Annotated in this window: 22 protein-coding genes; 1 reads left to right on the top strand and 21 read right to left on the bottom strand. The window is 40.7% G+C overall.

What is annotated here, in order from left to right; translation table 11 throughout:
• Positions 1-145: 145 nt before the first annotated feature.
• The 21 genes from ftsA to D0T85_RS04315 all read right to left on the bottom strand — a co-directional run bounded on the left by ftsA (position 146) and on the right by D0T85_RS04315 (position 24,173).
• The gene (gene ftsA, locus D0T85_RS04220) at positions 146-1,525 is read right to left on the bottom strand and encodes a cell division protein FtsA (RefSeq protein ID WP_163210568.1); all 1,380 of its coding nucleotides are present in this window, start codon (positions 1,523-1,525) and stop codon (positions 146-148) included.
• Positions 1,526-1,637: 112 nt separating this feature from the next.
• Positions 1,638-2,372, bottom strand: a complete 735-nt coding sequence (locus tag D0T85_RS04225) for a cell division protein FtsQ/DivIB (RefSeq protein WP_163210570.1) — start codon at positions 2,370-2,372, stop codon at positions 1,638-1,640.
• Positions 2,369-3,787, bottom strand: a complete 1,419-nt coding sequence (gene murC, locus D0T85_RS04230; RefSeq protein ID WP_163210775.1) for a UDP-N-acetylmuramate--L-alanine ligase — start codon at positions 3,785-3,787, stop codon at positions 2,369-2,371. Before murC ends, D0T85_RS04225 begins: the two co-directional genes overlap by 4 nt.
• Before the next feature lie 92 nt (positions 3,788-3,879).
• Positions 3,880-5,007: an undecaprenyldiphospho-muramoylpentapeptide beta-N-acetylglucosaminyltransferase gene (murG, locus tag D0T85_RS04235; RefSeq protein WP_163210572.1), complete on the bottom strand. Its 1,128-nt coding sequence runs from the start codon at positions 5,005-5,007 to the stop codon at positions 3,880-3,882.
• The gene (locus D0T85_RS04240) at positions 5,004-6,293 is read right to left on the bottom strand and encodes an FtsW/RodA/SpoVE family cell cycle protein (RefSeq protein ID WP_163210574.1); all 1,290 of its coding nucleotides are present in this window, start codon (positions 6,291-6,293) and stop codon (positions 5,004-5,006) included. The genes murG and D0T85_RS04240 overlap by 4 nt, the downstream gene beginning before the upstream one ends.
• 104 nt (positions 6,294-6,397) lie before the next feature.
• A complete protein-coding gene (gene murD, locus D0T85_RS04245) occupies positions 6,398-7,726 on the bottom strand; it encodes a UDP-N-acetylmuramoyl-L-alanine--D-glutamate ligase (protein ID WP_163210576.1) in 1,329 nt (442 codons plus the stop codon).
• An 89-nt stretch (positions 7,727-7,815) separates the two neighbouring features.
• Positions 7,816-9,081 carry a phospho-N-acetylmuramoyl-pentapeptide-transferase gene (gene mraY, locus D0T85_RS04250; RefSeq protein ID WP_163210578.1) on the bottom strand — a complete coding sequence of 422 codons (1,266 nt, stop codon included), beginning with the start codon at positions 9,079-9,081 and terminating at the stop codon, positions 7,816-7,818.
• An 82-nt stretch (positions 9,082-9,163) separates the two neighbouring features.
• A complete protein-coding gene (locus tag D0T85_RS04255) occupies positions 9,164-10,615 on the bottom strand; it encodes a UDP-N-acetylmuramoyl-L-alanyl-D-glutamate--2,6-diaminopimelate ligase (protein WP_163210580.1) in 1,452 nt (483 codons plus the stop codon).
• Positions 10,616-10,716: 101 nt separating this feature from the next.
• Positions 10,717-12,837, bottom strand: coding sequence for a penicillin-binding protein (locus D0T85_RS04260; protein ID WP_239060634.1), 2,121 nt, complete (start codon positions 12,835-12,837; stop codon positions 10,717-10,719).
• Positions 12,838-12,860: 23 nt separating this feature from the next.
• Positions 12,861-13,199 carry an FtsL-like putative cell division protein gene (locus D0T85_RS04265; protein WP_163210582.1) on the bottom strand — a complete coding sequence of 113 codons (339 nt, stop codon included), beginning with the start codon at positions 13,197-13,199 and terminating at the stop codon, positions 12,861-12,863.
• 69 nt (positions 13,200-13,268) lie between these two features.
• Entirely contained in the window at positions 13,269-14,186 is a 918-nt protein-coding gene (rsmH, locus tag D0T85_RS04270) for a 16S rRNA (cytosine(1402)-N(4))-methyltransferase RsmH (protein WP_163210584.1), read from the bottom strand.
• Positions 14,187-14,192: 6 nt separating this feature from the next.
• Positions 14,193-14,660: a division/cell wall cluster transcriptional repressor MraZ gene (locus D0T85_RS04275; protein ID WP_163210586.1), complete on the bottom strand. Its 468-nt coding sequence runs from the start codon at positions 14,658-14,660 to the stop codon at positions 14,193-14,195.
• A 449-nt stretch (positions 14,661-15,109) separates the two neighbouring features.
• A complete protein-coding gene (locus D0T85_RS04280) occupies positions 15,110-15,457 on the bottom strand; it encodes a cupin domain-containing protein (protein ID WP_163210588.1) in 348 nt (115 codons plus the stop codon).
• Between the two features lie 14 nt (positions 15,458-15,471).
• Positions 15,472-17,985 (bottom strand): outer membrane beta-barrel family protein, encoded by a 2,514-nt coding sequence (locus D0T85_RS04285; protein ID WP_163210590.1) that lies wholly within the window; start codon positions 17,983-17,985, stop codon positions 15,472-15,474.
• Positions 17,986-18,206: 221 nt separating this feature from the next.
• A complete protein-coding gene (locus tag D0T85_RS04290; RefSeq protein ID WP_163210592.1) occupies positions 18,207-19,502 on the bottom strand; it encodes a DUF4010 domain-containing protein in 1,296 nt (431 codons plus the stop codon).
• Between the two features lie 90 nt (positions 19,503-19,592).
• Positions 19,593-19,730 (bottom strand): hypothetical protein, encoded by a 138-nt coding sequence (locus tag D0T85_RS22480; protein ID WP_203558413.1) that lies wholly within the window; start codon positions 19,728-19,730, stop codon positions 19,593-19,595.
• A gap of 92 nt (positions 19,731-19,822) precedes the next feature.
• The gene (locus D0T85_RS04295) at positions 19,823-20,266 is read right to left on the bottom strand and encodes a hypothetical protein (protein WP_163210594.1); all 444 of its coding nucleotides are present in this window, start codon (positions 20,264-20,266) and stop codon (positions 19,823-19,825) included.
• Entirely contained in the window at positions 20,263-20,676 is a 414-nt protein-coding gene (locus D0T85_RS04300) for a helix-turn-helix transcriptional regulator (protein ID WP_163210596.1), read from the bottom strand. Before D0T85_RS04300 ends, D0T85_RS04295 begins: the two co-directional genes overlap by 4 nt.
• A gap of 2 nt (positions 20,677-20,678) precedes the next feature.
• Entirely contained in the window at positions 20,679-21,197 is a 519-nt protein-coding gene (locus D0T85_RS04305) for a hypothetical protein (RefSeq protein ID WP_163210598.1), read from the bottom strand.
• Between the two features lie 22 nt (positions 21,198-21,219).
• Positions 21,220-22,336, bottom strand: a protein-coding gene (prfB, locus tag D0T85_RS04310) for a peptide chain release factor 2 (RefSeq protein ID WP_163210600.1) whose coding sequence is annotated in 2 segments (ribosomal slippage) — positions 21,220-22,272 and positions 22,274-22,336 — 1,116 coding nt in all. Because the reading frame shifts where the segments join, the coding sequence is not laid out codon by codon here.
• 31 nt (positions 22,337-22,367) lie between these two features.
• On the bottom strand, positions 22,368-24,173 hold the full coding sequence (locus tag D0T85_RS04315; protein WP_163210602.1) for a long-chain fatty acid--CoA ligase: 1,806 nt from the start codon (positions 24,171-24,173) through the stop codon (positions 22,368-22,370).
• 104 nt (positions 24,174-24,277) lie between these two features.
• Between D0T85_RS04315 and D0T85_RS04320 the strand changes: the two genes are divergently transcribed.
• Positions 24,278-25,318 (top strand): M20 family metallo-hydrolase, encoded by a 1,041-nt coding sequence (locus D0T85_RS04320; RefSeq protein WP_163210604.1) that lies wholly within the window; start codon positions 24,278-24,280, stop codon positions 25,316-25,318.
• Position 25,319: the final 1 nt, after the last annotated feature.

The following is a 25,319-nucleotide window of genomic DNA, read 5'->3' on the forward strand; positions in this document are numbered from 1 at the left end:
TAGTTTTTAGTTTATTGTTTTTAGTTTATAAAGATGATAAAGATTATAAAGTGAATAAAGAAACCTTTATCAACTTATCAACTTTATCATCTTTATTCACTTTATCAACTTTATTACCTTTATATACTTTATCAACTTTATCACCCTACATCTCTTCGTCCGAGAATAAACCTTCAGATATTTTATTAACTGTTTTGGTTATCCAATTGCCTTTTGGTTTTCTTGATCTTGGCGGTTTGGGTTCATTCAGTTTCTCTTTATCAATCAGTTCTTCATCATCGAACAAGCTACTACGTGTTTGGGGTTGTTCGGGTTCGGGTTCTACATTTACTCTTTCTTCTACTTTTGGTGGAAGTTCTTTTTTCTCTTTCCGGCAGTTTTCAGTTCCCGAAACCAGCAAGCCCATAATGGTACACTCGGTACTATCTTTTTCAATCACTATAGTGCCATCGCTCTTTATATCGGAACGAACAAACTTAGCGGTTCGTACTTTATGCATTTTGGTTTTCCTACGCAGCAGTTCATCCAGGTTTCGCAGATTGGCGCCACCACCGGTAATAATAAGTCCGGATAACATTTTATCCTGATAACCGGAATACTCAATCTGGTTCCAAACGTTGGCCACAATCTCTTCTATCCGGGCCTCGATAATATCATTGAGTTTCCTGAGTTCGATGGTGCGGCTACCGTCTTCCAACTGAATAACAGTTTCTTTCCCTTCGCCGGCCTCCTCTTCGTATATGGCAGTACCATATTGCATTTTGAGCTGTTCGGCTTCTTCCTCTTCCATTTGTAGCGAAATGATATCGTGGGTAATGTTATTCCCTCCAAGTGGGATTACCGACAGGAAGCGGAGTTTGTTGTTTTTGTATATCGACACAGTGGTAGTGTCGGCACCAAAGTCAACTAACGCACACCCCGAACGCATCTCGGCTTCGGTAAGTACGGCTTTCGCTGTTCTAACCGGAGCTATCAAAACTTCGGCAATGTCTATGTTTGCTAGTTCGAAACTGTTTTCGAGTTTCTTCTTCAGTGCAGTGCGGGCAACAATATTGAGGTAATGTCCTTCAATATCTTTCCCGGCAATACCTACGGGCTCGGCCTCGTAGTTGATACCAATTTTAAACTCCTGTGGTTCTACATCCAGTATTTCAAGATCGGCAGGCATAATGGCAGCCCGGTTCTCATCGTTTATCTGGTCGACCAACTTTTGAGAGATAATAATCTCTTCGTCCAGATGACGATGAACATCATTCTTTTTAGAATGTAACGACTGACCGCTAATACCTACATATACTTTCGCTATCCCATCTCCTTCGGGTAATTGTTTCTCTAACGAAGCAACAACAGACTTAATAGCATTTGCTGTTTTATCCAGATTTAATACTACTCCTTTGCGTATAAAGCCGGATGAATCTTCAATTGCTTGTGCAAGAAGCTTGATACTGCCATCACCCTCGCGCTGACCTACTATGCCGTATATCTTCGATGAGCCTAATTCGATTGCTGCAATAAAATCCGCCATATATTTTAATTTTTGTTCATTTGTTATTGTTGTTATTGTAGAGACGCAATGCATTGCGTCTATCCATTACAGGACTACAGACGTAGAACAACAGACGCAATGCATTGCGTCTCTACTTCTTTGTGCAGATAATCTGGTTATTGAATTCCAGACTAATCCGTTTGTATTTATTCCAACCTACTTTATTGAGTCCTTTTTTATAAAACTCCTTTAAGCGTTGCAATTTGTCTTCAAAGTTATCAATTTTACCTAAAAATACAATATGGTCTCCTACTCGTGGAACCAATTCTATCTCTTTAGTAGACAAAACGTTTATTTGTTCAATTTGTGCGTTCCAGAACTTATTATCATGTAAGAAACCTGCAAATTGATATAATTCGTTTGTGGCAAAAGCTTTGTCAACATTTCCGGTGGCTACTGCCAGATGCGCAATATACCTTGCTTCGGGCGGCATAACTTTTCCTTTATTGTCGACATAATAGTTTTCTCCTTTGTTGTTCATAACACGTAGCATGGGTACCCGTTGTTTTATTTCGATGGCAACATTGCCATCAGGAGTTTTATAGCATTCTATTTCATCAATTAACGGATGCTTTTCCAAATTGTCTTCTATAGCTTTGCACACAACAATTTCCATTGATTTGCCTACAGGATATAGATTATCTTTTTGAAGAAGGGTGGTAATTTCCTTCTTGGTGATAAATCCGGATTGTATTGAATCCTTCATAATCAATTCAATATCTTTGCATACCTGATTGGCCGGCTGCACATTGAATGCAGTGATGGCTATCACCAGATAAACCATTATACACAGGATAGCAATCAGGAAAAAAATCTTTTTTGTCATCGACTTTCAAGCATTTGGGTGATGGCAGGCACATAGTCTTCAATATCGCCTGCACCAAGTGTTATCAGCACATCAAGCTGTTTCGACTGTAGCCTTTCCACAAGTTCTTGCTTTGTGCAGAGGCTTTTTTGAGTATCCGGACAAAGATTGTTGAATATCAATTCGCTGGTAACTCCCGGAATGGGTAATTCGCGTGCCGGGTATATATCCAGTAAAATCACTTCATCCGCCAACGAGAGACTATCGGCAAACTCTTTATAGAAATCGTTTGTGCGACTATACAGGTGCGGCTGAAAAACAACTGTTATCTTTCTTCCGGCATATAGTTCGCGCAATGAACAAATACTTTGTGTTATTTCCGAAGGATGATGGGCATAATCGCTTAGGAACACCAACTTATCCGACTTGATTTTGAAATCGAACCGCCGGTCTACTCCTTTAAATGTTTCCATGCCGCGTTTCACTTCCTCGGGTGTGGCTCCACTCAGTAAGGCTACTGCCATGGCTGCAACTCCATTTTCAATGTTGATGCTTACAGGAACACCCAACTTTATATCATTGATGCGGATATCCGGGGTAACGAAGTCAATAATGATTTCTCCATTGCCAATACGGATATTCTCTGCATGGAAATCTCCTTCTTCGCGAGCGTAAGAATATACTTTTACTTCTTTATTTACCTTGGGTTGCAGTGCTATTCCTTTTCTGATAAGCAAACTGCCACCCGGCTGAATAAGAGATGTGTACTTTTCAAAGCTTTCCATATAAGCCTGCTCTGTACCATAGATATCCAAATGATCGGGATCGGTCGAGGTTATAATAGAGATATAGGGCGATAACCAATGGAAAGAACGGTCGAACTCATCTGCCTCAATAACTGTATAGGGGCTATCTTTTGATAACAGCAGATTGGTTCCATAATTTTTGGAGATACCACCCAGAAAAGCAGTACAGCCAATATGAGATTGATTGAGCAAATGAGCCAGCATGGTAGAAGTTGTGGTTTTACCATGTGTACCGGCAACACACAATCCTTTGCTTGAACGGGTAATGGTACCTAACACTTGCGCCCTCTTTTGAATTTCGAATCCGTGGGTACGGAAGAATACAAGTTCCGAATGATCTTGCGGAACCGCAGGAGTGTACACAACCAATGTGGTTTCTTTGTCCAAACAGGCAGGCGGAATCAAATCTACATTGTCTTCATAATGAATAATGGCTCCTTCGGCATTGAGTTGTTCGGTTAGTTGGGTTGCAGTACGGTCGTACCCTCCTACTACTTTACCTCTCGACAGGAAGTATCGTATCAGCGCACTCATTCCTATGCCACCTGCACCTACAAAATAAACGGAGTTTATTTTGAGTTGAGAGTTGAGAGTTGAGAGTTGAGAGTTACTGTTCCCATCTTCAAACATTATTGGATTGGTATGGTTGTTTTCTGTTTTCATTTTTATTGTTTCAATATTCATTATTATAGTACCGCATGGTAACTCTCAACTCTCAACTTTCAACTCTCAACTAATTTGAGCACTTCTTTCGCTATTATGTTGGCAGAGTTGGGCAATGCCATTTTGCTTATATTTATACTTAATGATTTTAATGCTTCCTCATCAGTTATTGTTTGCAATGCTGTTGATATTAGTTTCTCGTTAGCCTCGGCATCCTTAACAAGAATGGCTGCACCTTTATTAACGAGTGCCATTGCATTTTTAGTTTGATGATCCTCGGCTACATTAGGCGAAGGAACAAGGATAACGGCTTTCTCTAATATACTGAATTCGGAAATGGAACCTGCACCTGCCCGCGATATTATAAGATCGGCAGCCTTGTAGGCGCTTGCCATATCTTTTATAAAATCGGTTACAACTAGTTGAGAGTTGAGAGCTGAGAGTTGAGAGTTACTCACATAGGTACTCACAGCTTCCATTGCCTGATCGTAATATATCTTTCCTGTTTGCCAGATAAACTGTACACCGGAGTTTCTGATATCATCCAGATGCGACATTACACATTGGTTAATAGTACGCGCACCCAAACTACCACCAAGAATAAGTATGGTTTTCTTTTCCAGTTGAAGTTTGAACTTACTCAATGCTTCTTCGCGGGTAATGTTACTGGTTACAAGGTCTTGCCGTACAGGATTTCCTGTTAGGATGATTTTCTCTTTTGCAAAGAACTTATCCATTTCCTGGTAAGCAACACATATCTTTATAGCTTTCTTTGCCAGTAACTTATTGGTAACTCCGGCATAAGAGTTCTGTTCTTGTATAAGTGTAGGTACACCTGCCATGCCAGCTGCTTTCAGTATCGGACCACTGGCATAACCGCCAACACCTACAGCTACATCGGGTTTGAATTGCTTAATAATACGGCGTGCTTTTAACTGACTCTTAATCAGTTTATAAACAACCGGAATATTCTTGAACAGGTTCTTCCGGTCGAAACCGGCTACAGGTAAACCAATAATTTCGTATCCGGCATCAGGAACACGTTGCATCTCCATTCTACCTTCGGCACCAACAAAAAGTATTTCGGCATCAGGAACCATTTCTCTGATGGCATTGGCTATGGATATGGCAGGGAATATATGTCCGCCTGTACCTCCGCCGCTTATAATTATTTTTATTCTTTTCATTTTAACTCTTCATCCTCATTCAATATAATAGCTGTTGGCTCGGCAGCTTCCATTTGTGCTGCTTCTTCGGCCAATTGTTCCAAACGTTCTTCTTGTTGTTGTTCGGTTGCTTTTTGTTCTTCTTCCAGAAGTTTGGTATAGCGGCTTACACTTAGAATCATACCAATATAGGCACAATTTACAAATGTACTTGTACCCCCTTTACTAATCAGCGGTAGGGGCTGGCCGGTAATGGGGAATAATCCCACAGCAACCATCATATTAAGTAAGGCTTGCGAAACAAGCAACAGTCCTATTCCCATCACCAGAAAAGCGGGGAATGTTCGGTTGCACTTCTTCGCTATCTTGCCAACTCGTATCAGCAACCATATATAGAGAATTACCACAAGGGCCCCTCCTACCAGCCCTAGTTCTTCAATGATAATGGCATAAATAAAATCGGAGAATGCCTGACTAAGGAAATCGCGCTGTACCGAGTTTCCTGGTCCTTTTCCCATAGGGTTACTGCTGGCAATAGCAATGCGTGCATGGGCTTTCTGCCGCTCATCCTCAATATTGAATTGAGCAGCAGGAACATCTTTTGCGTAAACAAAGTCAAGAATACGGTTCTTCCATGTAGGCATACGATGCAAGAGTGGTATATTGTTTTTGGGCATCAGAAACGTTAGCATCAGTGCAAAAGCACCAAGAATAAGTACACCTGTAAACAGTTTAAACAAAAGCCTCTTAGGTGTACGGCCAATGATTAACATCAACACAACCACACCAAAAAGCAAAAGAGCGGTCGATAAGTTTTCGGGGGCAATCAATCCGCAAACAATTATTGAGGCAATTACTATTTGAGTAAATGCTTTTGGACTAGCCCCTTCGTCGGTTTGTTTTTTAGAGAGTGCGAAGGCTGTAAATATAACAAGAGCCATTTTACCTAATTCCGAGGGCTGAAACTGAACGCCTAATAAGGAAGTCCAACGGGCAGCTCCATTGATACGGTCGCCTGTTATAAATCCCATAATCGAAGTCATTCCCAGTAGCACTATAGAAAGCGGAATAAGAACAAGTGGAAACATCTGAAACCACCTATAAGGAATACGGTGAAACAAGATCACAACAATAACCCCACCCACCAGATAGAAAACATGCTGGCGTATCGGTTCCCAGTGATCCCCGGATTTGTAGGTAAGTGTACTGGCAGCACTGAATACCTCAATGATGGAGATAACACAAAGAAGGAGGAATATAATCCATATAATTCTGTCACCTTTGAACAGACTTCTAAGAAAATCCATATATTTGAGTTTTGAGTTTTGAGTTATGAGTTTTGAGTTATGAGTCACAATGCCGCATGGTACTCATTACTCAAAACTCAAAACTCATTACTTATTACTTATTACTACAGTTTAAGGACATAGTTCTTAAACTGCTCCCCTCTGTCTTCGTAATTCTTGAAGAGGTCGAAACTGGCACAACAAGGGCTTAACAATACTGTTTCTCCCTTTTTAGCCATGCGATAGGCTGTTTCCACTGCATCTTGCATACTTTGCACATCGGCTGTAAGCAAGCCTAAGATATCAAAGAAATTGTGCAGTTTGGAATTGTCGGTTCCCAGAAACACCAGTCCGGAACACTTTTGATGTACCAGATCGGCTATTTCAGTATAATCATTTCCTTTATCCACACCACCGAGGATAAGAACTGTTTTGGTTGTCATACTTTGCAGGGCGTACCAGCAAGAGTTTACGTTGGTTGCTTTAGAGTCGTTTACAAACCCAATACCGCGCACTGTAGCAACTTTCTCCAAACGGTGTTCTACTCCTTTAAAGTCGGATAATGCTTTTCGTATATTTTCTTTATTGATACCTGCAAGGTTGGCCGAGATACCTGCTGCCAGCGAGTTATACAGGTTGTGTGTGCCTGTAAGCGCCAGCATTTCTTGTTCCATATTGAAGGCAATTGGTTCGTTTATCTTCACTTCATTGTCTTCAACATAGGCAATGGTTCCTTCTTCTTTTACTGCCGAAAAAGGATAAGAGTGCGCCTGAATGCCATGCTTATCGAGTTCCTTTTTAATAACCGGATCGTCGTTCCAGTAAATAAAGGCATCTTCTGGGGTTTGATTCTGAATGATACGGAACTTGGCTTCAACATAATTCTGAAAGTCGTGGTCGTACCTGTCCAGATGATCGGGTGTGATGTTGAGCAACACTGCGGTATGAGCACGGAAGTCGTACATATTATCTAACTGGAAGCTGCTAAGTTCAATGATATAGTAATCATGGTCTTCTTCGGCAACTTGCAGGGCAAGACTTTTTCCGATGTTACCTGCCAATCCTACATTTAATCCGGCGCTCTTAAATATATGATAAGTAAGGCTGGTAGTGGTTGTTTTGCCATTACTACCGGTAATACAAATCATTTTGGCATCGGTGTAACGTCCGGCAAATTCTATTTCGGATATAATAGGTGTTCCCTTCTCAATCAACTTCTGTACAATGGGGGCTTCGTTGGGTATACCGGGGCTTTTGATTACCTCATCGGCATTCAAAATAAGTTCTTCGGTATGTTTTCGTTCTTCCCAAGGTATATTGTATTTATCCAGAAGTTCTTTGTATTTATCTTTAATAGCAGATGTATCCGATACAAATGTATCGAACCCTTTCACTTTGGCTAGAACTGCTGCTCCTGCACCGCTTTCGCCTGCTCCTAAAACTACTATTCTCATATTATTAAGTTTTGAGTTTTGAGTTTTGAGTTTTGAGTTAAAAGTCTGCATAGAAACTTAGAACTCACTACTCATTACTCATAACTTCATTATCTGATTTTCAATGTTATTATTGTTATAGCTGCCAGCACAATGGTAACAATCCAGAAGCGTACTGTTATTTTTGCTTCATGAAACACATTGGTTGGCTTGGTGAACATATACGTACAATTAGCATCGAGCTGCGACATCGTTGTACGGAAATGGTCGTGTATGGGTGTACGCTTAAATATGCGTTGCTTTACACCTCTCTTTTTACCTTTCTTAAAGTATTGCACCTGTAGAATAACCGATAGGTTTTCAACCAGGAATACTCCGCAAAGAATAGGGATTAATAATTCTTTGTGTATAATAATGGCAAATACGGCAATGATACCACCAATGGTTAAACTTCCGGTATCGCCCATAAATACCTGTGCCGGGAAAGCATTGTACCACAAGAAACCGATTAATGCTCCAACAAAGGCACAGATAAAGATTACAAGTTCCTCGCTGCCGGGTATATACATTATATTAAGGTAGCTGGCAAAGGTAAGGTGACTGGACACATAGGCGAGTATTCCTAATGCCACCCCGATAATGGCGGAGTTTCCTGCTGCCATACCATCCATTCCGTCGTTAAGGTTTGCACCATTAGATACTGCTGTAACCACGAAGATAGTAACAAGCACAAACAGAACCCATCCTGCGGTTTGAGCATGCTTGCCCATAAAGCCTACAATGTCGGCATAGTCGAGATTGTTATTCTTAAAGAATGGTATGGTGGTTTTAGTTGATTTTATGTCATTGCTGCCATGCACTACAATTTCTTTTCCATCCTTTTTTACTTCGGCATTTTCGCGGATTACCATATCCGGGCTTAAGTAAAGGGTTAATCCTACAATAAGGCCAAGCCCTACCTGACCGATGATCTTAAACTTTCCATGTAAACCATCTTTGTCTCTTTTGAATATCTTTATGTAATCGTCGGCAAAGCCCAAAGCACCAAGCCACACAGTGGTGATGAGCATTAAAATCATATATATATTATCCAAACGGCCCAATAATAGAGATGGAACAAGTATGGCTACAATTATAATAATACCTCCCATACTTGGTACTCCCAGTTTTCCGGTATTAAAGGGGTCAATGCTTGCATCTCTCTGCACTTCGGTAATTTGTTTCCGTTTCAACAGATTGATAAACTTATCACCAAATATGCTGGAAATAAGCAATGCAAGTATAACCGCCATCAATGCACGGAACGAAACGTAGTTGAATATTCCCGCACCTGGGAAATCAAACTTTTGGAGCCATTGGAAAAAATAATATAACATGCTTTCTTTTGTAGTAAGAATTTAGGAGTAAGTAGTAAGAATCTATGCAGCATTGCTATTCTTACTACTTGCTCCTTAATTCTTAATTCTTAAACTCATTACTCAAAACTTCTCTATCATCAAAATGATGCTTCACACCTTTAATCTCTTGATAATTCTCATGACCTTTGCCCGCTACCAGAATAACATCGCCTGGTTCTGCAAGCATGCAGGCGGTGCGGATGGCTTCGCGACGGTCGGTTATGCTGATGGTTTTTCTTCTGTCCTCATCGTTGAGTCCTTCCATCATATCTTTTATAATATCCTCCGGTTCTTCGAAGCGAGGATTGTCTGATGTAATTATTAGTCGGTTGCTTAACCTGGCTGCCTCTTTTGCCATGATGGGGCGTTTGCCTTTGTCGCGGTTTCCGCCTGCACCAACTACGGTAATGATTTTGCCTTTCCCTTGTACCACCTCATGAATGGTGTTAAGTACATTAACAACAGCATCGGGGGTATGGGCATAATCAACAATAGCAGTATATCCCTTTTCCGAACGTAGTGTCTGAAATCTTCCGGCTACAGGATGCAAGGTGCTAAGGGCTACCAACACATCTTCTTCCTTTTTGCCCAACAAAACGGCAGTGCCAAATACCGCCAGTAGGTTATAAGCATTAAAGCGACCAATAAGATGAACAAACAGCTCGTGATTGTTGAACTCCAGCAGTGTACCATCGAAATGCGGTTCCAGTATACGCCCTTTAAAATCGCTTAAGCTACGAAGTGAGTAAGTGTACACCTTAGAACGCGTATTCTGTGTCATCACCAGTCCGTTTTTATCATCGAGATTGGTAAGACTAAAGGCACCTTTGGGCATATCGTCGAAGAATTTCTTTTTGGCTTTCAGGTAATTCTCCATTGTTTCATGATAATCAATATGGTCGCGGGTGAGGTTACTGAATATACCGCCTGCATAAGTAAGACCACTAATGCGTTTTTGTTCAATTGCATGCGAACTCACTTCCATAAACACATATTTACACCCTTCGTTAGCCATGCGCCCAAGTAAGTGGTTCAGGGTAACGGGGTCGGGGGTGGTGTGTTCGGTAGGTATGGCTTCGCCATCGATATAATTGCATACGGTAGATATCAATCCGGTTTTGTAGCCAAACTTCCTGAACATTTCGTACAGTAAGGTAGCAATGGTAGTTTTACCATTGGTTCCGGTTACACCTACCAAATCAATCTTCGATGTAGGATCGCCATAGAACATGGTGGCTACTTTTCCGGTTGCATCTTCGCTATCGGCTACTTGTATATATGTTACATTGGGGGTTAACTCTTCGGGCAGGGTTTCGCATAACACAGAGGTTGCCCCGGCAGCTATAGCTGTTGATATATAAGCATGGCCATCGGTTTTAGTTCCTTTCATAGCCATGAACATATTGCCTGATGCAACTTTACGCGAGTCGATGTTAACTCCGGTTACTTCGACTTCGGGATTGCCTGTAACAGACAATGTTTGTATTTTCCCTATAAGTTCTTTTAGTCTCATATTATTCAAGTAAGAAGTAAGAAGTAAGTAGTAAGAATCCATGCGGCATCGTATTCTTACTACTTACTACTTAATTCTTTATTCTTTATTTTTTATTCTTTCTAATCCAGTTGCAACATTATTGTTTGTCCTTGCCGCAGAGCCGATCCATTGGCAATAGATTGTTTTTTTACTTTTCCAACACCTGCCAATCTTACTTTCAGCCCTTTGCTTTCCAGCAGATAAACAGCATCCTTGGCACCCATGCCAACAACATTGGGAACAATATTTTTGTTGAATTCTTTATCTTCCATAACAACAGCATCGGTACCGATATGGGATTTCCCCCATATTTCCTTCTTACCCCTGAAACGGAAACCTGCTTCGGTGTTTACATTTAAATCGTCGAGCACATATTTGGTTTGTACCAGCTCTCCAACTTTAACATCGGGAATTACTACTGATGTGCTATCTATTGCCGCCCTCATATCGAGTACAAGGTTCTTGGCATATACTCTTTCGGCTATTTTCTTGAACACCCCACCTGCCATTACACCTCCTGATGCTGTTCCTGTTTTTTGAATAGAAACAATGCAACTGTACTGTGGCTGATCTGCCGGGAAGTATCCGGCAAAGCTTACCTGATAGCTCATTACACCACCGGTATACCCCAGTGCACCTTTTGCAACTTGTGCTGTTCCTGTTTTACCGGCTACTGGGAATTGTTTGGAGCCTGCGGGTTTTCCTAATCCATCGCTTACCACCTTTGCAAGCATGTCTTTTATGGTATTCAATGTTTTTTGTGAACAGATAGACGGATTGATAACTTCTGTTGGATATGTTTCAATCAGTGTACCGTTCTTTGATATGCCTTTTACAAATTTAGGTTTCACCATTACACCGTTGTTGGCAATTGCATTGTAAAAGGTTAGCATATTGATGGGTGGTATCTGCGTTTCGTAACCAATACTCATCCACGGCAGTGCCGTATTATACCATCTGCCATCTTTGGGCCGACGAATGTTGGGTACCCCCTCGCCTGGTATTTGCAGGTTAAGCGGGCGGTTGATACCTATTTTATATAAACCATCAACAAATTTATCGGGGTTGCTATGATAGTGTTTATCAATTAAGGTAGATACCCCAATGTTCGACGAAACCATCAAAATCTGTGTAACATCCAGTTTCTGATAACCACCACGACGCCAGTTATGATCGCGCATGGGCTTTTTATACATCATCTTAATACCGTTTCCGGTATCCACAATATCATCGGGGGTAATAACACCATCTTCGAGTGCCACCATGATCGATGCTGTTTTAAAAGTAGAACCCGGCTCGGTCATGTTACTGATAGCCGCATTGCGTGTTTCACGATACTGGCCTTCGCCAACTTTGGTCATGTTAACAATAGCTTTCACCTCTCCAGTGGCTACCTCCATAAGTACCGCCAAGCCTTCGTTTGCATTTATTTCGATAAGTTTATCGACCAATGCTTTTTCGCAAATATCCTGCATTCCTACATCAATAGTGGTAACTATATCGCATCCATCAATGGGGGGAACTTCGGTTATATTCAAAAATTTGTTCTTTACTTTTTGCCGGCGTATTATACCGTCTTTTCCTTTCAGAACAGTGTCGAACGCCAGCTCAATACCGCTGCGTGCGCCCTGTGCCGTATCGCCATAAACATCGCCCAGCGTACGGGTTGCCAACGAGCCGAAAGGTTTCTTTCGTTGGTTATAAACCTGCTCGTGGAATCCGCCACTGAACCGGCTCAGGTTAAAAACAGGGAGTTTCTTTGCTTGTTTATATTGTATATAAGATATTCGTCCGAGATAGATTGGATAGTTACGGCTTCCGGCTTTTCTACCTTCCAACAAACGGTCTTTAAAATACTTTGCCGTTTTATCGGGGAATATCTTATTCAACCCTTTGCATATTGTATCCAGATTATTCACCAGCATGGTGTCTTTAGTCTTACCTCCCGACTGAAAGTCCATGTAGATACGATATTCCGGTAGTGAGCTTGCCATCAACCGCCCGTCGGATGATAATATATTGCCACGATTAGGTTTTACAATAACATTATCGCGTACAAAACGGTCGGCAACTTCTTTCCAGTATTGGCGCTCGCCATACATAATTTTGCCTGCCTTTACAACAACAAGTACCCCGATTATTCCCATAAAGAGGATAACTATGAAGTAACGTGCCATTATATTTTTCTTATCTGCAGCCATAATTTAAATGGAAAATTTACAATTTACTTAAGTAGGTAAGGCGGACTGGTTGGTGTTTGCAGTTCCGTCTTTGTTTTTTGTATATACTCTTCTATTTGCGACTGACGACTTTTTTCTGTTAGTTCCGAGTTACGTGTCAGGGCATCGTATCTGATATCGGTCAGCTTTTGTTGGAGCTTGTCAATCTCAATTTGTTGTTGCTGACTTGCATAACGATTATGAATATAGAAAATTATCAAAATCATGATTAGAACCAATAGCTTGGTTTGGCGGCGAAAGAAATCATTATCCAGTATATCTCCTCCCAGAATACTTTTCAAGGAAGTTCTTTTCTTCTTTTTCGTTTCATCCTTCTCTTCCATGATGTTTTTTAATATGCCAATGTGCTAATATGCCAATGTGACAATGTTAGTTTGTGGCTGGTTATATAATTATTTCTTTTCTGCTATTCGCAACTTTGCACTTCTCGATCGCGGGTTAGTTTCCTGCTCTTCCGGCGTGGGTACAATCACTTTGTTGTTTATAAGCCGGTAGGGAGTTAAGAACTGACCATAAAAATCCTGTTCCTGTTTTCCTTCGAGATTTCCCGTTTTCATCATATTCTTCACCAATCGGTCTTCCAGAGAGTGATACGTAATCACTACCAGTCGTCCGCCCGGTTTCAATGCTTCTGTTGCCGATTGTAGCATTTCTTTCAGAGCCTCCATTTCGCGGTTTACCTCAATCCGGAGTGCCTGAAATACTTTAGCAAGTTCTTTCTTTTCGCGTTCCCTACCAAACAGGGGCTTTATTATTTCCAGAAACTCTCCAATCGTTTTTATCTTTTTTGTACTTCGTTCTTTTACAATAACCGAGGCTATTTTACGGCTGTTCTTCAACTCTCCATAAAGGTAGAAGATGTCGGCCAATTTGGTTTCTTCATACGTGTTTAGTACATCGGCGGCTGTAATACCGGCCCGCTTGTTCATGCGCATGTCTAGTGCGCCATCAAATCGGAAAGAGAATCCCCGTTCGCTATCGTCGAAGTGGTGCGATGATACGCCCAAGTCGGCCAAAATACCGTCAACCGTTTCTACATTGTGATACCGCAAAAAGTTGGTCAGGTATCTGAAATTGCTTCGCACAAAGATAAACCGGTCATCGTTCACAATGTTTCTTTCTGCATCCTGATCCTGGTCAAATCCCAGCAACCGTCCTTTAGTTCCCAGCCTCGACAATATTTCGCGCGAGTGTCCGCCACCACCAAAGGTTACATCCACGTACGTTCCGTCAGGAGTTAGGTCGATGTTCAATCCATCCACACTTTCCTCTTTCAAAACGGGTATATGATATATTTTTTCTTCTTCCATAAGTTTTTAGTTAGGAGTGAAACTAATATCACTTTTCATGATTTCTTCCAGCTCTGCTCCAAACATTTCCGGTTCAAGGAACGAATCTTTTTCTTTTCCTTTGGCCCAGATTTCTATTTTGGTTGATACACCCATAAATATCACATCGGCTTCTATTTCGGCCATTTGCAGATATCGTTTGGGTATTAGTATCCTGCCGTTGCTATCCGGAACGATAATCTCAACATCACTAACAAATTGGCGCAAAATAAGTTGATGTTTTGCGTTCCATTTGTTTAACTTTGCCTGTAATTCGTTCAAATCTTTGTTCCATTCGCTCTCAGGGTATAGAGTAAGGCATTTCTGGAATACGTCTTTTTTCATAATCAACCTTTCTTCGCCAAGCATTTGGAGTTGCTTGCGAAACTGGGCCGGAATGAAAAGTCGTCCTTTTGCATCTGCCTTTGCTTCAATACTTCCGATGAAATGGGACATTTAACACATTATTATACTATTACAATGTAAAGATACACATTCCTCCACATTTCCCCACAATATTCCACTTGTTTTTTAGGTTCGAGTTATCAACAGGCTGTTGGTAGGTTATCAACAGAGCGTTAATAAGTTAGCTACTTTAAGGGTTATTCCGGTTGAATGAATGGCTCATCCCTGTTAAGAGAAAGATTTAATCCTACTGGGAGAAAAGCAGCGTTCTACTGCAAGTAAAATATCTTTCTATATAGACCAAAGGTCCGATGCTATATAGCACAAGAAGCCGATGCTATATAGCACAGTGGTGTTCAGCTATATAGACCGAGAATACTCTGCTATATAGCTTACTTTATCTACTTTATTATCTTTATCTACTTTATTACCTTTCATCTAAAAAAAACGGCACTATTCCATAGTTGGAGCAGTGCCGTTTTATTTATTATCTGTAGTTATTATTCTATTGTTTGCAGAAAATCTTCCCGACAGGGAGCAAAAACATCTATAATGGCGCCTTCTTCAATACAAACACAACCGTGAAGCACATTGGGCTCTACAAAGAAGCCATCGCCTGCCTGTAGGGTATTTGTTTCGCCATTAATAGTTACTTCAAACTTTCCTGAGTTAATGTACGATGTTTGTGTATGAGGATGGGTGTGGGCTGTACCTACTGCATCTTTCTCGAACATTACTTTCACCATCATTATACTATTGTTGTATCCTATAAACTGGCGGGTTATACCCTTGCCGGCTGTATAAGTTTTTGCTGTTTCTTCAAAAAAGAATGAATTATTTTTGTCCATATATATCAAAGGATTTAGTTTCCGCCTTCGCCGCCGCCTTCGCCACCACCTTTAACATCGTCGTTGTTGATGGTACGGGCAGCTTTCTTTACTTGAGCTTTCAAATCACCAATGCGATAACTTACATTTATCCCAAATCTGCGTGCCGGATATTTGTAAACACTTTCGTCTTTAAAGTTTATGTTATCTGTTGTGTTTTTATAGTCTTTATACTTTTCGAATAGATTAGATGCATAAACACTAATTGTTAATCTCTTCTTCAAGAAAGAACGGTTAACACTTACACTATAATCGGTTTGCGAAGCCCCTTTTCCTTGCAAGCTTACGTATGGGGTAGATACCATACCATTTAAGCTAACTCTAAGTTCCCAAGGGAAAGTGTGCTGAACACCACCATACATAAAACAGTTCCATCCGCTATTTTCCAATCCCAGCGAAGGACTTTCGTACTTATTATAGCCACCATTCACATTCATATAAATACGAGTTTTGGGCGAAGCATTGTAGTTTACATATCCGCTTAAACCTGTGTATCTGCTTTTACCAATGTTTTTATAAGTGCTATAGCGTATGTCTGTATCCGAATCGACAGCTTCGTTTTTCCATCCGTCAATTTCCGATGGTTTTCTCAACTCGGTTACTCTTTCAATACTATTGTTGGTAAATGAGTGACGCAATGAGAAATTCAGATTAAACTTAGATGTAAAGCTGCTGTAACTTAAATTAAACGAGTGATTCTTTTCGCTTTTCAGGTTTGAGTTACCTTGCGATACGTTTGTTGGGTTGGCATCGTTCAGGTAAGGGTTTAAGTTATAAATGCTTGGACGCCATATTCGCATATTGTATCCTACACGGATGTTTTGGGTTTGCCCAATTTTAAAACCGGCAGATGCCGAAGGAACGATATCGTTGAAGTTTACATCGAAATTCTTGTCGGGTGTTTCTTTGTATTCTACATCTTGCATGGTTCTTTCGTATCGAACTCCTATGCGCGAGGAGAAAGCTTTATAGCGCAAAGCATGTCCGGCGTATGCTGCTAAAATGTTATTCAGGTGTTTATAATGGCTGCTTCCATCGTTATCGTGCTCAAACCCTCCATTAGCATTCATAGTATAGCGGTCGTTATCGCTTATATTATTACGGATAATGTATTTCAATCCGGTTTCGAGGGTATGTATTTTAGCAATAGGGGTGGTATAATCTAACTGAAATGTATGTTCGGTTGTGTTTTGGCTACCGTCCGAACGCATATTCCTTAACCTGTCAATCAACCAATCGTTAACAATATCTTCTTTTTTAAAAGTATAATCGGTATACGAGTCGGAAGATTGCGGACGTGTATTGATGTTATACGAAAAAGTCAGCAACCTTTCTTTAACACTAAATGATCGTTGATAGTCAATGTTTCCACGAATAGAATACCAAGAACTTTCGTTTTTATTCAATGTGTTGTAGTTATTATAGATGTCACCAGTAGCATTATTAGTGGTTGTAAAGAGGCTTTGGCCTTTGCTGTCGTTATCGCCACCATACATACCAAACGACATTGTAATAAGGCGCAAGGTATCTATTTCGTAACTGGCTTCTAACGAACCGTGCTGAAAAGATCCTGTTCCTTTAGACGATCCTGTGTTTCTTTCGGTTGTTTTGCTATCAAAGTATTCGGTAAATCCTTCCGAGTAGCTTCGTGGTCTGTCGTTATAATTGTAGTTATATCTTCCGGTAACAGTAAACTTTTCTTTTTTGGTTGTAACATATACTCCGCCTCCAAGGCCCATATTACTTGCGCTGGCATTGAATGTGGCTGTATATCCTTCAAATCCTCCGCCAAGGGTAACAATATTAAGAATACCCCCTACCCCTTCTGCATCGTATTTAGCACCTGGATTGGTGATTACTTCAATGTGTTTAATGGTGTGTGCGGGTATGCTTTTCAGCACTTCGGTAGGGTTATCGCTCATCATGTTGTTGGGTTTTCCGTTTACATGCACTTTAAAGCTGCTACTACCGTTTACCTGAATATTGTCTTCGCCATCTACTGTAACAAGCGGAACTTTACGAAGCATTTCCAGTACCGAGTTGGTTTTTGAGTCGGGGTCGTCTTGAATATTGTATTCAATCTTATCTATATCTACCTTTACAAGTGGCTTTTGAGCTACCACTTCGACTGCTGCCAGTTCGTTAGCATCGTCGCTGGTATAAAGGTTTCCAAGGTCCATCGTTTTATTACTTTCTTCAAGAGTAAATTCTCTTACCACTGTTGATTTCCCGATAGAAGTAATTGAGATTACGTAGTTTCCCGAACCGGTAATTTGTTCCTGGAACTTTCCGTTTGTGTCTGTCACAGCCAGTTTTACTGGTTTTGTTGGTGCTTCCTTCTTTACAATTCGAATAGTTGCATACGGTTCTCCTTCTAAAGTGAGCGAGTCTAGCAGTACCCCTTTTACTGTATAGGTTACTGGGGAATTTTGAGCAAAAGCCATGCACGATGCAGTAATCAGCATCATACACAAAATAAGTTTTTTCATTCTTAACTTTGTGGGATTTTAAAGATTCATTTAAATTATTAGACGGTTTATTATTAGTTTTGTTACAGTGCTTCACAAAATTAGACTCTTTTTGATATTACTACGAAATTTGCGTAGTTAATAAAAACAAAACTAAAGGAACAATAGTGGTTTTTTAAAGGAAAAAAACGTGTGGTTACATTTATTTAGTTTTACTTGTTGATGGATTATGTATTAAGCTTTTACATCAAAAAGTAGAATACCATTAACAGGAGGAAGTTAGCCAGCAACACGGTTCCAAATCCGCCGATGAGCCATTTGCGTAGTTCTTTGCGCCGACCAGAGAAAAACATTGCATAGAAAGAGTTTATCAGCATGCTGCTGATAATGGCTTGCAGTATACAGGCGGCTATAACTGTAACAGCCAGATTGGCACTTCCTTGCAGAAGGTTGAGTATAAAAGGGGTAATATCACTTAAACCGGAGATAAACGACAGCGCGGTTAATCCGCTGGTACCAGCATACTCAAGGGTATAGTGGGTAACTACGGTAAACACAACAAACAGTACGGCAAATATAAGTGCTACTTTAAATTCTAATGGGTTACTGCTATCGTCGTCCTCTTCTACATGCGACACATTGGTTTTTGAACGACGCGAGTGGATAAACCAGGAAACGCCTGCTGCAATGGCCGACATGGTAAGCATATATGGGTAAATAGCAATGAACACATCTTTGCTGAATATGAATATCAGGATCAGAAACCGCAGAAACATCATACTTACTGCCAGAAGCATGGCCGATGCGTACTCGGGCAACTCATCGACTAAGGCATTTTTGCTTTTCCGGGCCAGTACAGAGATAGTGGCTGTACTGCTGTATAGTCCTCCCAGAATTCCAGATACAAGTATACCCGATTCGCGAAACACATAGCGTTTCAGCAGATACGAAAGGTACGAAATGCCCGAAACCACCACCGTTGCCAGCCAAATGGAGTAAGGGGTTAGTTCTATTTCGGGAACAATATTTTCTTTGGGCAACATGGGGAGAATGATTCCACTGATGGCAAGGAACTTGGCCAGTGTAACCATTTCGTCGTTCTTCATGCGCTGGGCAATCTCGGTAAAGGTGTGTTTCAGTTCGGTAAGTAGCAGCACTACTACAATCAGCATAATAGAGAACCAAAACGGTTGGGTAATAACAATGGGAGCTATACAGTAAGTTATTAAGGCAATAACAATAGTGGTAACCCCAAACACATGAAAGGCCGACTGCTTTACATAGTAATTAATGCCTAGCAAGCCACCCAGTATCAATCCGCCTCCCATAAAGAGTTTCATGTCTACCGGATCGAGTATATATAACAAATAGCCTAATATGCCAATAAAGGTAAAGGTTCTATCGGTTCCAAACAGAGTGGTTTCGCCTTCTCGTCGCAAACTTATTTTCCGTTGAGAGAGTCCGATGAGTAAGGAAAACACAGTAACCAATATAAATGTTACCAGTTCGCGGGGCAGGTATAGGTATAAGTTGTCCATAAGTTGTTAAAACAGTAGTAAGAATTAAGTAGTAAGTAGTAAGAATATATGCGGCATCGCTTCTTACTACTTACTACTTAATTCTTACTACTAACTTAATAGTGAAAAGCCAATCAACATAAATAATCCCAGAATAACCAAAGATACAAACACAATCTTCATTACTTTTTGGGCTTGTTGCTCTTCTTTTTGTTCACGTTTACTTTTACTTTTCTTATTCTTGCTCATTGTGTTAATAGTATTATGTTAAAGATTACATGAATACTTTGATGTTACCAAAAATACAAAGAAATATTGTATGAGCAAAAAGAAAAGGAAGTTTATAATTTCATTTCAATATTTCCCTCGGATAGAGTTGTGATATTGATTGTTGGTAAAACGAATTGATTAAAAATAGTTCCTTCTGTTTTGGCATGAAGAACACCTCGCAAAGTTCCTGTTGCAATCATCAGTAAGTGGTCGGTAAAGCCTTTAGGGAAAATAATCGATTGGCTTTCCTCCTGTATATACTTTTTCCATTGTTCTGGTTTTACCGAGAAGTAACAACCCACTTTTATTTTAAGAAAAGGTTTACCATCTTGCAAGAACGACACTTCAGGTACACATACTATTTCGTGATCCTCTGCCGACTTAATACCAAATTCGGCGTTAATACCTATTTGGATGTCCGGATCGTTATCGGAATAGAGTTCTTTTATTATTGCAAACTCTAATGTTTGTATGCCAATTAAAGCAAATGGTATTTTAATGTTTTCTTTACTCATAAGCCGATTACTTTTTTCTGTAAAGAGTTGTATTCAGAGTATTCGATCCTTTGATAGGATGTGGTGCGACTGAATATCTGCACCGAATGTTGCTTTTCCTTTGCGCTATTTTCTTCATAATAGCTTGCAAGCAATGGTGTGTCTAAAATAGATTGTAGTTTTACTAGTGTTTCTAATGTGAAATTTTCTTTCCCTTTCACCAGTTTATTCACATATTGAGGAGATACTCCCATTTGTTCGGCCAAATCTTTTTGAGACAACCCTTGATGTTTCAGCGTTTTCAATACTTTGAATGCGATATTCTTAGATTCGCGTAACCATGCCTTATTTTCTTTTCGAAAACAAATGCCTTCTTGTGTTTCGTTATTAGTGGAAGAAACGAGTGATAGAAATTTTTCTTTGTTTGCCATAATTACTCTCCAATGATTTCAAAAAATGAATCCTCATCAAAAACATCTTTAGACTGCAAATAGTTTTTGCATTGCTCTAGTTTTTGAAACTCTTTGTTTGCATCGGGGTGCTCTTGCATTGTACGAGTGATTTTAATCGCACCACCTGTAATTACATAACAGTTCACATCTATACGAATAGCATAGAGGCGCAGAAATCTGCATCTTTTCTTTTGAAGAGATAATATTTTGCTTTTATACTCTTGATTGTGCAATGGTTGAAAACAAGAATCAATAAGCAATTCGTTATCTCTATATTTCAAAAGTAATTCTTCTAATATCTCTGCATCAACTAGAATACGTTCAACGAAACCATCGGTTGAGTATCCTAGTTGTGCTATGTAATCTTTGTTTTCTTCTGCAAAGTCGAATAAATATTCCGGATCATTCCAGGCATCAAGAAGACGTCCATATTCGTCTAAACACTCACCCTCGTAATGAAACGAAAATAATTTGTCTGCAAAGATAGGAACTATTTTCATCAAAATCAACTTGTGAGTTTATTTATTCCGCTTCCCCCGCAAACTCCATCAAATATGCTTTAATAAACTCATCTAGTTTTCCGTCCATGACTCCGTTTACGTCCGACGTTTGATAATTTGTGCGATGATCCTTCACCCGGCGGTCGTCGAAGACATAGCTGCGGATTTGTGATCCCCATTCTATTTTCTTCTTTCCGGCTTCTATCTTCCGTTGTTCGGCCAGGCGTTTCTGTAACTCCATGTCGTATAATTGCGAGCGGAGTAAGCGCATGGCGTTTTCGCGGTTGTCGAGCTGCGAGCGGGTTTCGGTGTTTTCAATAAGAATTTCTTTTTCTTCTCCGGTATCGGGGTCTTTGTACTTATAACGCAAACGAACTCCGGTTTCTACCTTATTTACGTTCTGACCTCCGGCACCACCCGAACGGAATAAATCCCAGGTAATTGCAGCCGGATTGATTTGTACTTCAATGCTATCGTCTACCAACGGAGAAACAAAGACAGAGGCAAATGAAGTCATTCGTTTACCCTGGGCATTGTATGGAGAAACACGAACCAAACGGTGAACACCATTCTCACCTTTCAGGTAGCCGTAAGCATAATCGCCTTCTACCTGAATGGTACAGGTTTTTATTCCGGCCTCGTCGCCATCCTGTAAGTTAGATATTGTTCCTTTGTAACCATGATCTTCGATCCAGCGTAAATACATACGCATTAACATGGATGCCCAGTCTTGACTTTCGGTACCTCCTGCACCCGAATTGATTTTCAACACACAGCCCAGCTGGTCGGCTTCTTCGCGAAGCATGTTCTTTAGCTCCAGATTTTCTACTGCTTCCAGTGCTGCGGCATAAGCATTGTCGACTTCCTGTTCGGTTACCAGTTCGTCTTTATAGAATTCAAAGGATAGTTCCAGTTCGCCGGTTAGGGTTTCTACTTCGTTGTATCCTTCTATCCATTTTTGTAATCCCCTAACCAGTTTCATTTGGGCTTCGGCCTTTTTCTGATCGTCCCAGAAACCGGGGGCTTGCGTTCTTAATTGTTCTTCTTCGACTTGAATTTTCTTCCCGTCGACGTCAAAGATACCTCCTCAGCGCATCAGTGCGCTCTTTCACGTCTTTAAGTTGTTCTAAAGTAATCATATCTTTTTATTTTAATTCGGTACAAAATTAGTTATTCTTCGTACATACTATCAATAATAGCTTTATAGTTTTGAGCAATTACACTACGTTTTATCTTCAGTGTATTTGTAAGCTCACCCCGTTCCATGCTGAAAGGCTCGGGTAATAGTGTGAAGCGCTTGATTTGTTCGTAATGTACAAATTGCTGTTGCAAGGTATCGATACGCGAGCGGAACAGTTCAATAATCGTTGGATTCTTCAACAAGTCGTCCATTGTGTTATACGCAATGTTGTTTTTCTGCGCATACTCTTCTACCAGGTTATACACCGGAATGATTAAAGCTGAAACAAATTTGCGTTGATCGGCAATGATGGTTAACTGGTCGATGTAGCGATCGGTTACCAATTTGGTTTCTAATGCTTGTGGGGCAATATACTTACCATTCGATGTTTTAAACAAGTCTTTGATACGGTCGGTAAGATAAAGTTCACCGTCTTTAAAATAGCCGGCATCACCGGTATGGAACCAACCGTCTTTGTCGATGGCTTCGGCAGTTGCCTCGGCTTTCTTGTAATAGCCCTTGGTTATGGTTTTGCCTTTTAACAGGATTTCGTTGTTCTCACCGATTTTAACCTGCACATCGGGCATTACTTTACCAACCGAGCCAATGGTATATCCGGTTAGCCATGAACACGAAACGGTAGCGGTTGATTCTGTCAAACCATATCCGGCAATCATATTGATGCCCACCGAACGTACAAACTCGTATATGCCATCGGGGATAGCGGCACCCGCTGTTGGAAAGAAGTTACCGTTTTCAATACCAACTGTTTCTTTAAGAAGCTTATAAACTGTCTTTTCGTAGAACTTATATTTCAGCCTATTTCCCAATGGGGGTGTTTTGCCTACACGCAGGTAATCAATATTGTGAATCTTACCTACTTTAATGGCATCGAGCATTAATGCTTTCTTAATTCCGGTTGCTTCGTTTATTTTTTCCTGCACACCTGCATATACTTTTTCCCAGAAACGGGGAACACTACACATTAATGTGGGACGAATTTCTTTGATAGTCATCTGTATGTCTACCGGACGCAGATTGATACACATCTCCACTCCCCTATGAATACAATAATGACACCATGCTTTTTCAAACACATGGGTCATGGGCAGGAAGTTCATCGAGATGTCTTGATCTGTCATTGTAGTTAAACGGATGTCGTGTATACGAAAGACCTCCATATAACAGCTATGGTGAATCATAACCCCTTTGGGTTCGCCTGTGGTTCCTGAGGTGTAAAGAATGTTAGCCAAATCATCCTCGGTAGCACGGCTTGAGCGTTCTTCTACAACTGCGTTGTGAGGAAGATCTTTCCCCAATGCCAGAAACTCATCGAAGTAAATTGAATTATTATCGCGTGGGTCTTTCTTTACTTTAGGATCGAATATAATCAGCTTTTCCAGTGTAGAGCAAAAGCTTAAAATGCTGAAGGCTGCATCGTATTGAAATTGTTCGCCAACAAACAGGTATCTTACCTCTGCATCATCAATAATGTATTGCGCCTGTATAGGCGAGCTTGTTGCGTATAATGGTACGGATACTGCCCGGTTGGCAAAACAAGCATATTCAACAAAAAGACATTCGGGCATGTTTTGCGAGAAGATGGCTACATTCTCTTCTTCCTTAACGCCCATAGAAACAAGTGAGTTTGCTGCTGTTCTTATTTTCTGTGAGAATTGATTCCAGCTTATCGGGAACCATTGTCCTTTTTCATAATCGCGATAACGGAGTGCTGACCTGTTACCGTATTTTTCCGCCTGGCGATGAACCAGAACGGCAGGATGATAATAATTCATATTCTATTATTTAGTGAATATTTGGCACAAAGGTAAGAATAATGTTCTATTATCATTAAATTTGCAGTACATAATAGTTGTAATTGAAACTTTTTTGCCTATCTATGGAAGCTATAAATCTATTGAAATCTTTAATTGCAATCCCCTCTATAAGTAGAGAGGAGACACAAGCGGCCGACTTTCTGCAAAACCACATCGAGGCTCTTGGTATGGAAACCGGTCGTAAGGGAAACAATGTTTGGTGCCTTAGCCCAATGTTCAGCCTTGATAAACCTACCATATTATTAAACTCGCATATTGATACGGTTAAGCCGGTTCGGGGATGGATGAAAAACCCGCATACCCCTGTCGAAGTGAATGGTAAGTTGTATGGTTTGGGTAGTAATGATGCCGGAGCAAGCGTGGTTTCACTATTGGAAACATTTACGAACTTATGCCGCACCCAACAGGCGTATAACCTGATATTCCTTGCATCGTGCGAAGAAGAGGTGTCGGGCAAGGATGGTATTGAAAGTGTGTTGCCCGAACTGCCACCTATTAGCTTTGCTATTGTAGGCGAACCTACAGAGATGCAACCCGCCATTGCCGAGAAAGGATTAATGGTGCTCGATGTTACAGCAACGGGTAAGGCAGGCCATGCCGCACGCGAAGAGGGTGAGAATGCTATTTACAAATCATTGACAGATATTGCCTGGTTCCGGGATTATAAATTCGATAAAGTTTCGCCGCTATTGGGCCCGGTAAAGATGAGCGTTACCCAGATAAACGCGGGTACACAGCATAACGTTATTCCCGATCGTTGCACTTTTGTTGTAGATATACGCAGCAATGAGCTTTACTCTAACGAAGAGCTTTTTGCTATCATTAAAGAGCATATTTCGAGCGAAGCCATTGCTCGTTCCTTCAGGCTGAGTTCTTCGCATATTTCAGAAGATCATCCGTTCGTAAAGCGTGCAGTAGAATTCGGCAGACAGCCATTTGGTTCGCCTACGCTTTCGGATCAGGCATTGATGAGATTTCCTTCGGTTAAGATGGGGCCGGGTCGTTCGTCGCGGTCGCATACTGCAGACGAATACATTATGATCAGGGAGATAGAGGAAGCCATTGAATTGTATGAGAAACTTTTGGATAAATTGAACATTTAAA

It is taken from the genome of Bacteroides sp. 519, assembly GCF_010500955.1.
In the GTDB taxonomy this organism is placed as follows: Bacteria; Bacteroidota; Bacteroidia; order Bacteroidales; family Bacteroidaceae; genus Bacteroides.

Bases quoted from the DNA above. Each gene is read 5' to 3' on its own strand.
- ftsA (WP_163210568.1), bottom strand. From the start codon at position 1,525: ATGGCGGATTTTATTGCAGCAATCGAATTAGGCTCATCGAAGATATAC.
- D0T85_RS04240 (WP_163210574.1), bottom strand. From the start codon at position 6,293: ATGGATTTTCTTAGAAGTCTGTTCAAAGGTGACAGAATTATATGGATT.
- murD (WP_163210576.1), bottom strand. From the start codon at position 7,726: ATGAGAATAGTAGTTTTAGGAGCAGGCGAAAGCGGTGCAGGAGCAGCA.
- D0T85_RS04255 (WP_163210580.1), bottom strand. From the start codon at position 10,615: ATGAGACTAAAAGAACTTATAGGGAAAATACAAACATTGTCTGTTACA.
- D0T85_RS04260 (WP_239060634.1), bottom strand. From the start codon at position 12,837: ATGGCTGCAGATAAGAAAAATATAATGGCACGTTACTTCATAGTTATC.
- D0T85_RS04265 (WP_163210582.1), bottom strand. From the start codon at position 13,199: ATGGAAGAGAAGGATGAAACGAAAAAGAAGAAAAGAACTTCCTTGAAA.
- D0T85_RS04320 (WP_163210604.1), top strand. From the start codon at position 24,278: ATGGAAGCTATAAATCTATTGAAATCTTTAATTGCAATCCCCTCTATA.
- D0T85_RS04280 (WP_163210588.1), bottom strand. From the start codon at position 15,457: ATGGACAAAAATAATTCATTCTTTTTTGAAGAAACAGCAAAAACTTAT.
- D0T85_RS04225 (WP_163210570.1), bottom strand. From the start codon at position 2,372: ATGACAAAAAAGATTTTTTTCCTGATTGCTATCCTGTGTATAATGGTT.
- D0T85_RS04300 (WP_163210596.1), bottom strand. From the start codon at position 20,676: ATGGCAAACAAAGAAAAATTTCTATCACTCGTTTCTTCCACTAATAAC.
- D0T85_RS04290 (WP_163210592.1), bottom strand. From the start codon at position 19,502: ATGGACAACTTATACCTATACCTGCCCCGCGAACTGGTAACATTTATA.
- mraY (WP_163210578.1), bottom strand. From the start codon at position 9,081: ATGTTATATTATTTTTTCCAATGGCTCCAAAAGTTTGATTTCCCAGGT.
- murC (WP_163210775.1), bottom strand. From the start codon at position 3,787: ATGTTTGAAGATGGGAACAGTAACTCTCAACTCTCAACTCTCAACTCT.
- D0T85_RS04285 (WP_163210590.1), bottom strand. From the start codon at position 17,985: ATGAAAAAACTTATTTTGTGTATGATGCTGATTACTGCATCGTGCATG.
- D0T85_RS22480 (WP_203558413.1), bottom strand. From the start codon at position 19,730: ATGAGCAAGAATAAGAAAAGTAAAAGTAAACGTGAACAAAAAGAAGAG.
- D0T85_RS04305 (WP_163210598.1), bottom strand. From the start codon at position 21,197: ATGAAAATAGTTCCTATCTTTGCAGACAAATTATTTTCGTTTCATTAC.
- D0T85_RS04295 (WP_163210594.1), bottom strand. From the start codon at position 20,266: ATGAGTAAAGAAAACATTAAAATACCATTTGCTTTAATTGGCATACAA.
- murG (WP_163210572.1), bottom strand. From the start codon at position 5,007: ATGAAAAGAATAAAAATAATTATAAGCGGCGGAGGTACAGGCGGACAT.
- rsmH (WP_163210584.1), bottom strand. From the start codon at position 14,186: ATGGAAGAAGAAAAAATATATCATATACCCGTTTTGAAAGAGGAAAGT.
- D0T85_RS04275 (WP_163210586.1), bottom strand. From the start codon at position 14,660: ATGTCCCATTTCATCGGAAGTATTGAAGCAAAGGCAGATGCAAAAGGA.
- D0T85_RS04315 (WP_163210602.1), bottom strand. From the start codon at position 24,173: ATGAATTATTATCATCCTGCCGTTCTGGTTCATCGCCAGGCGGAAAAA.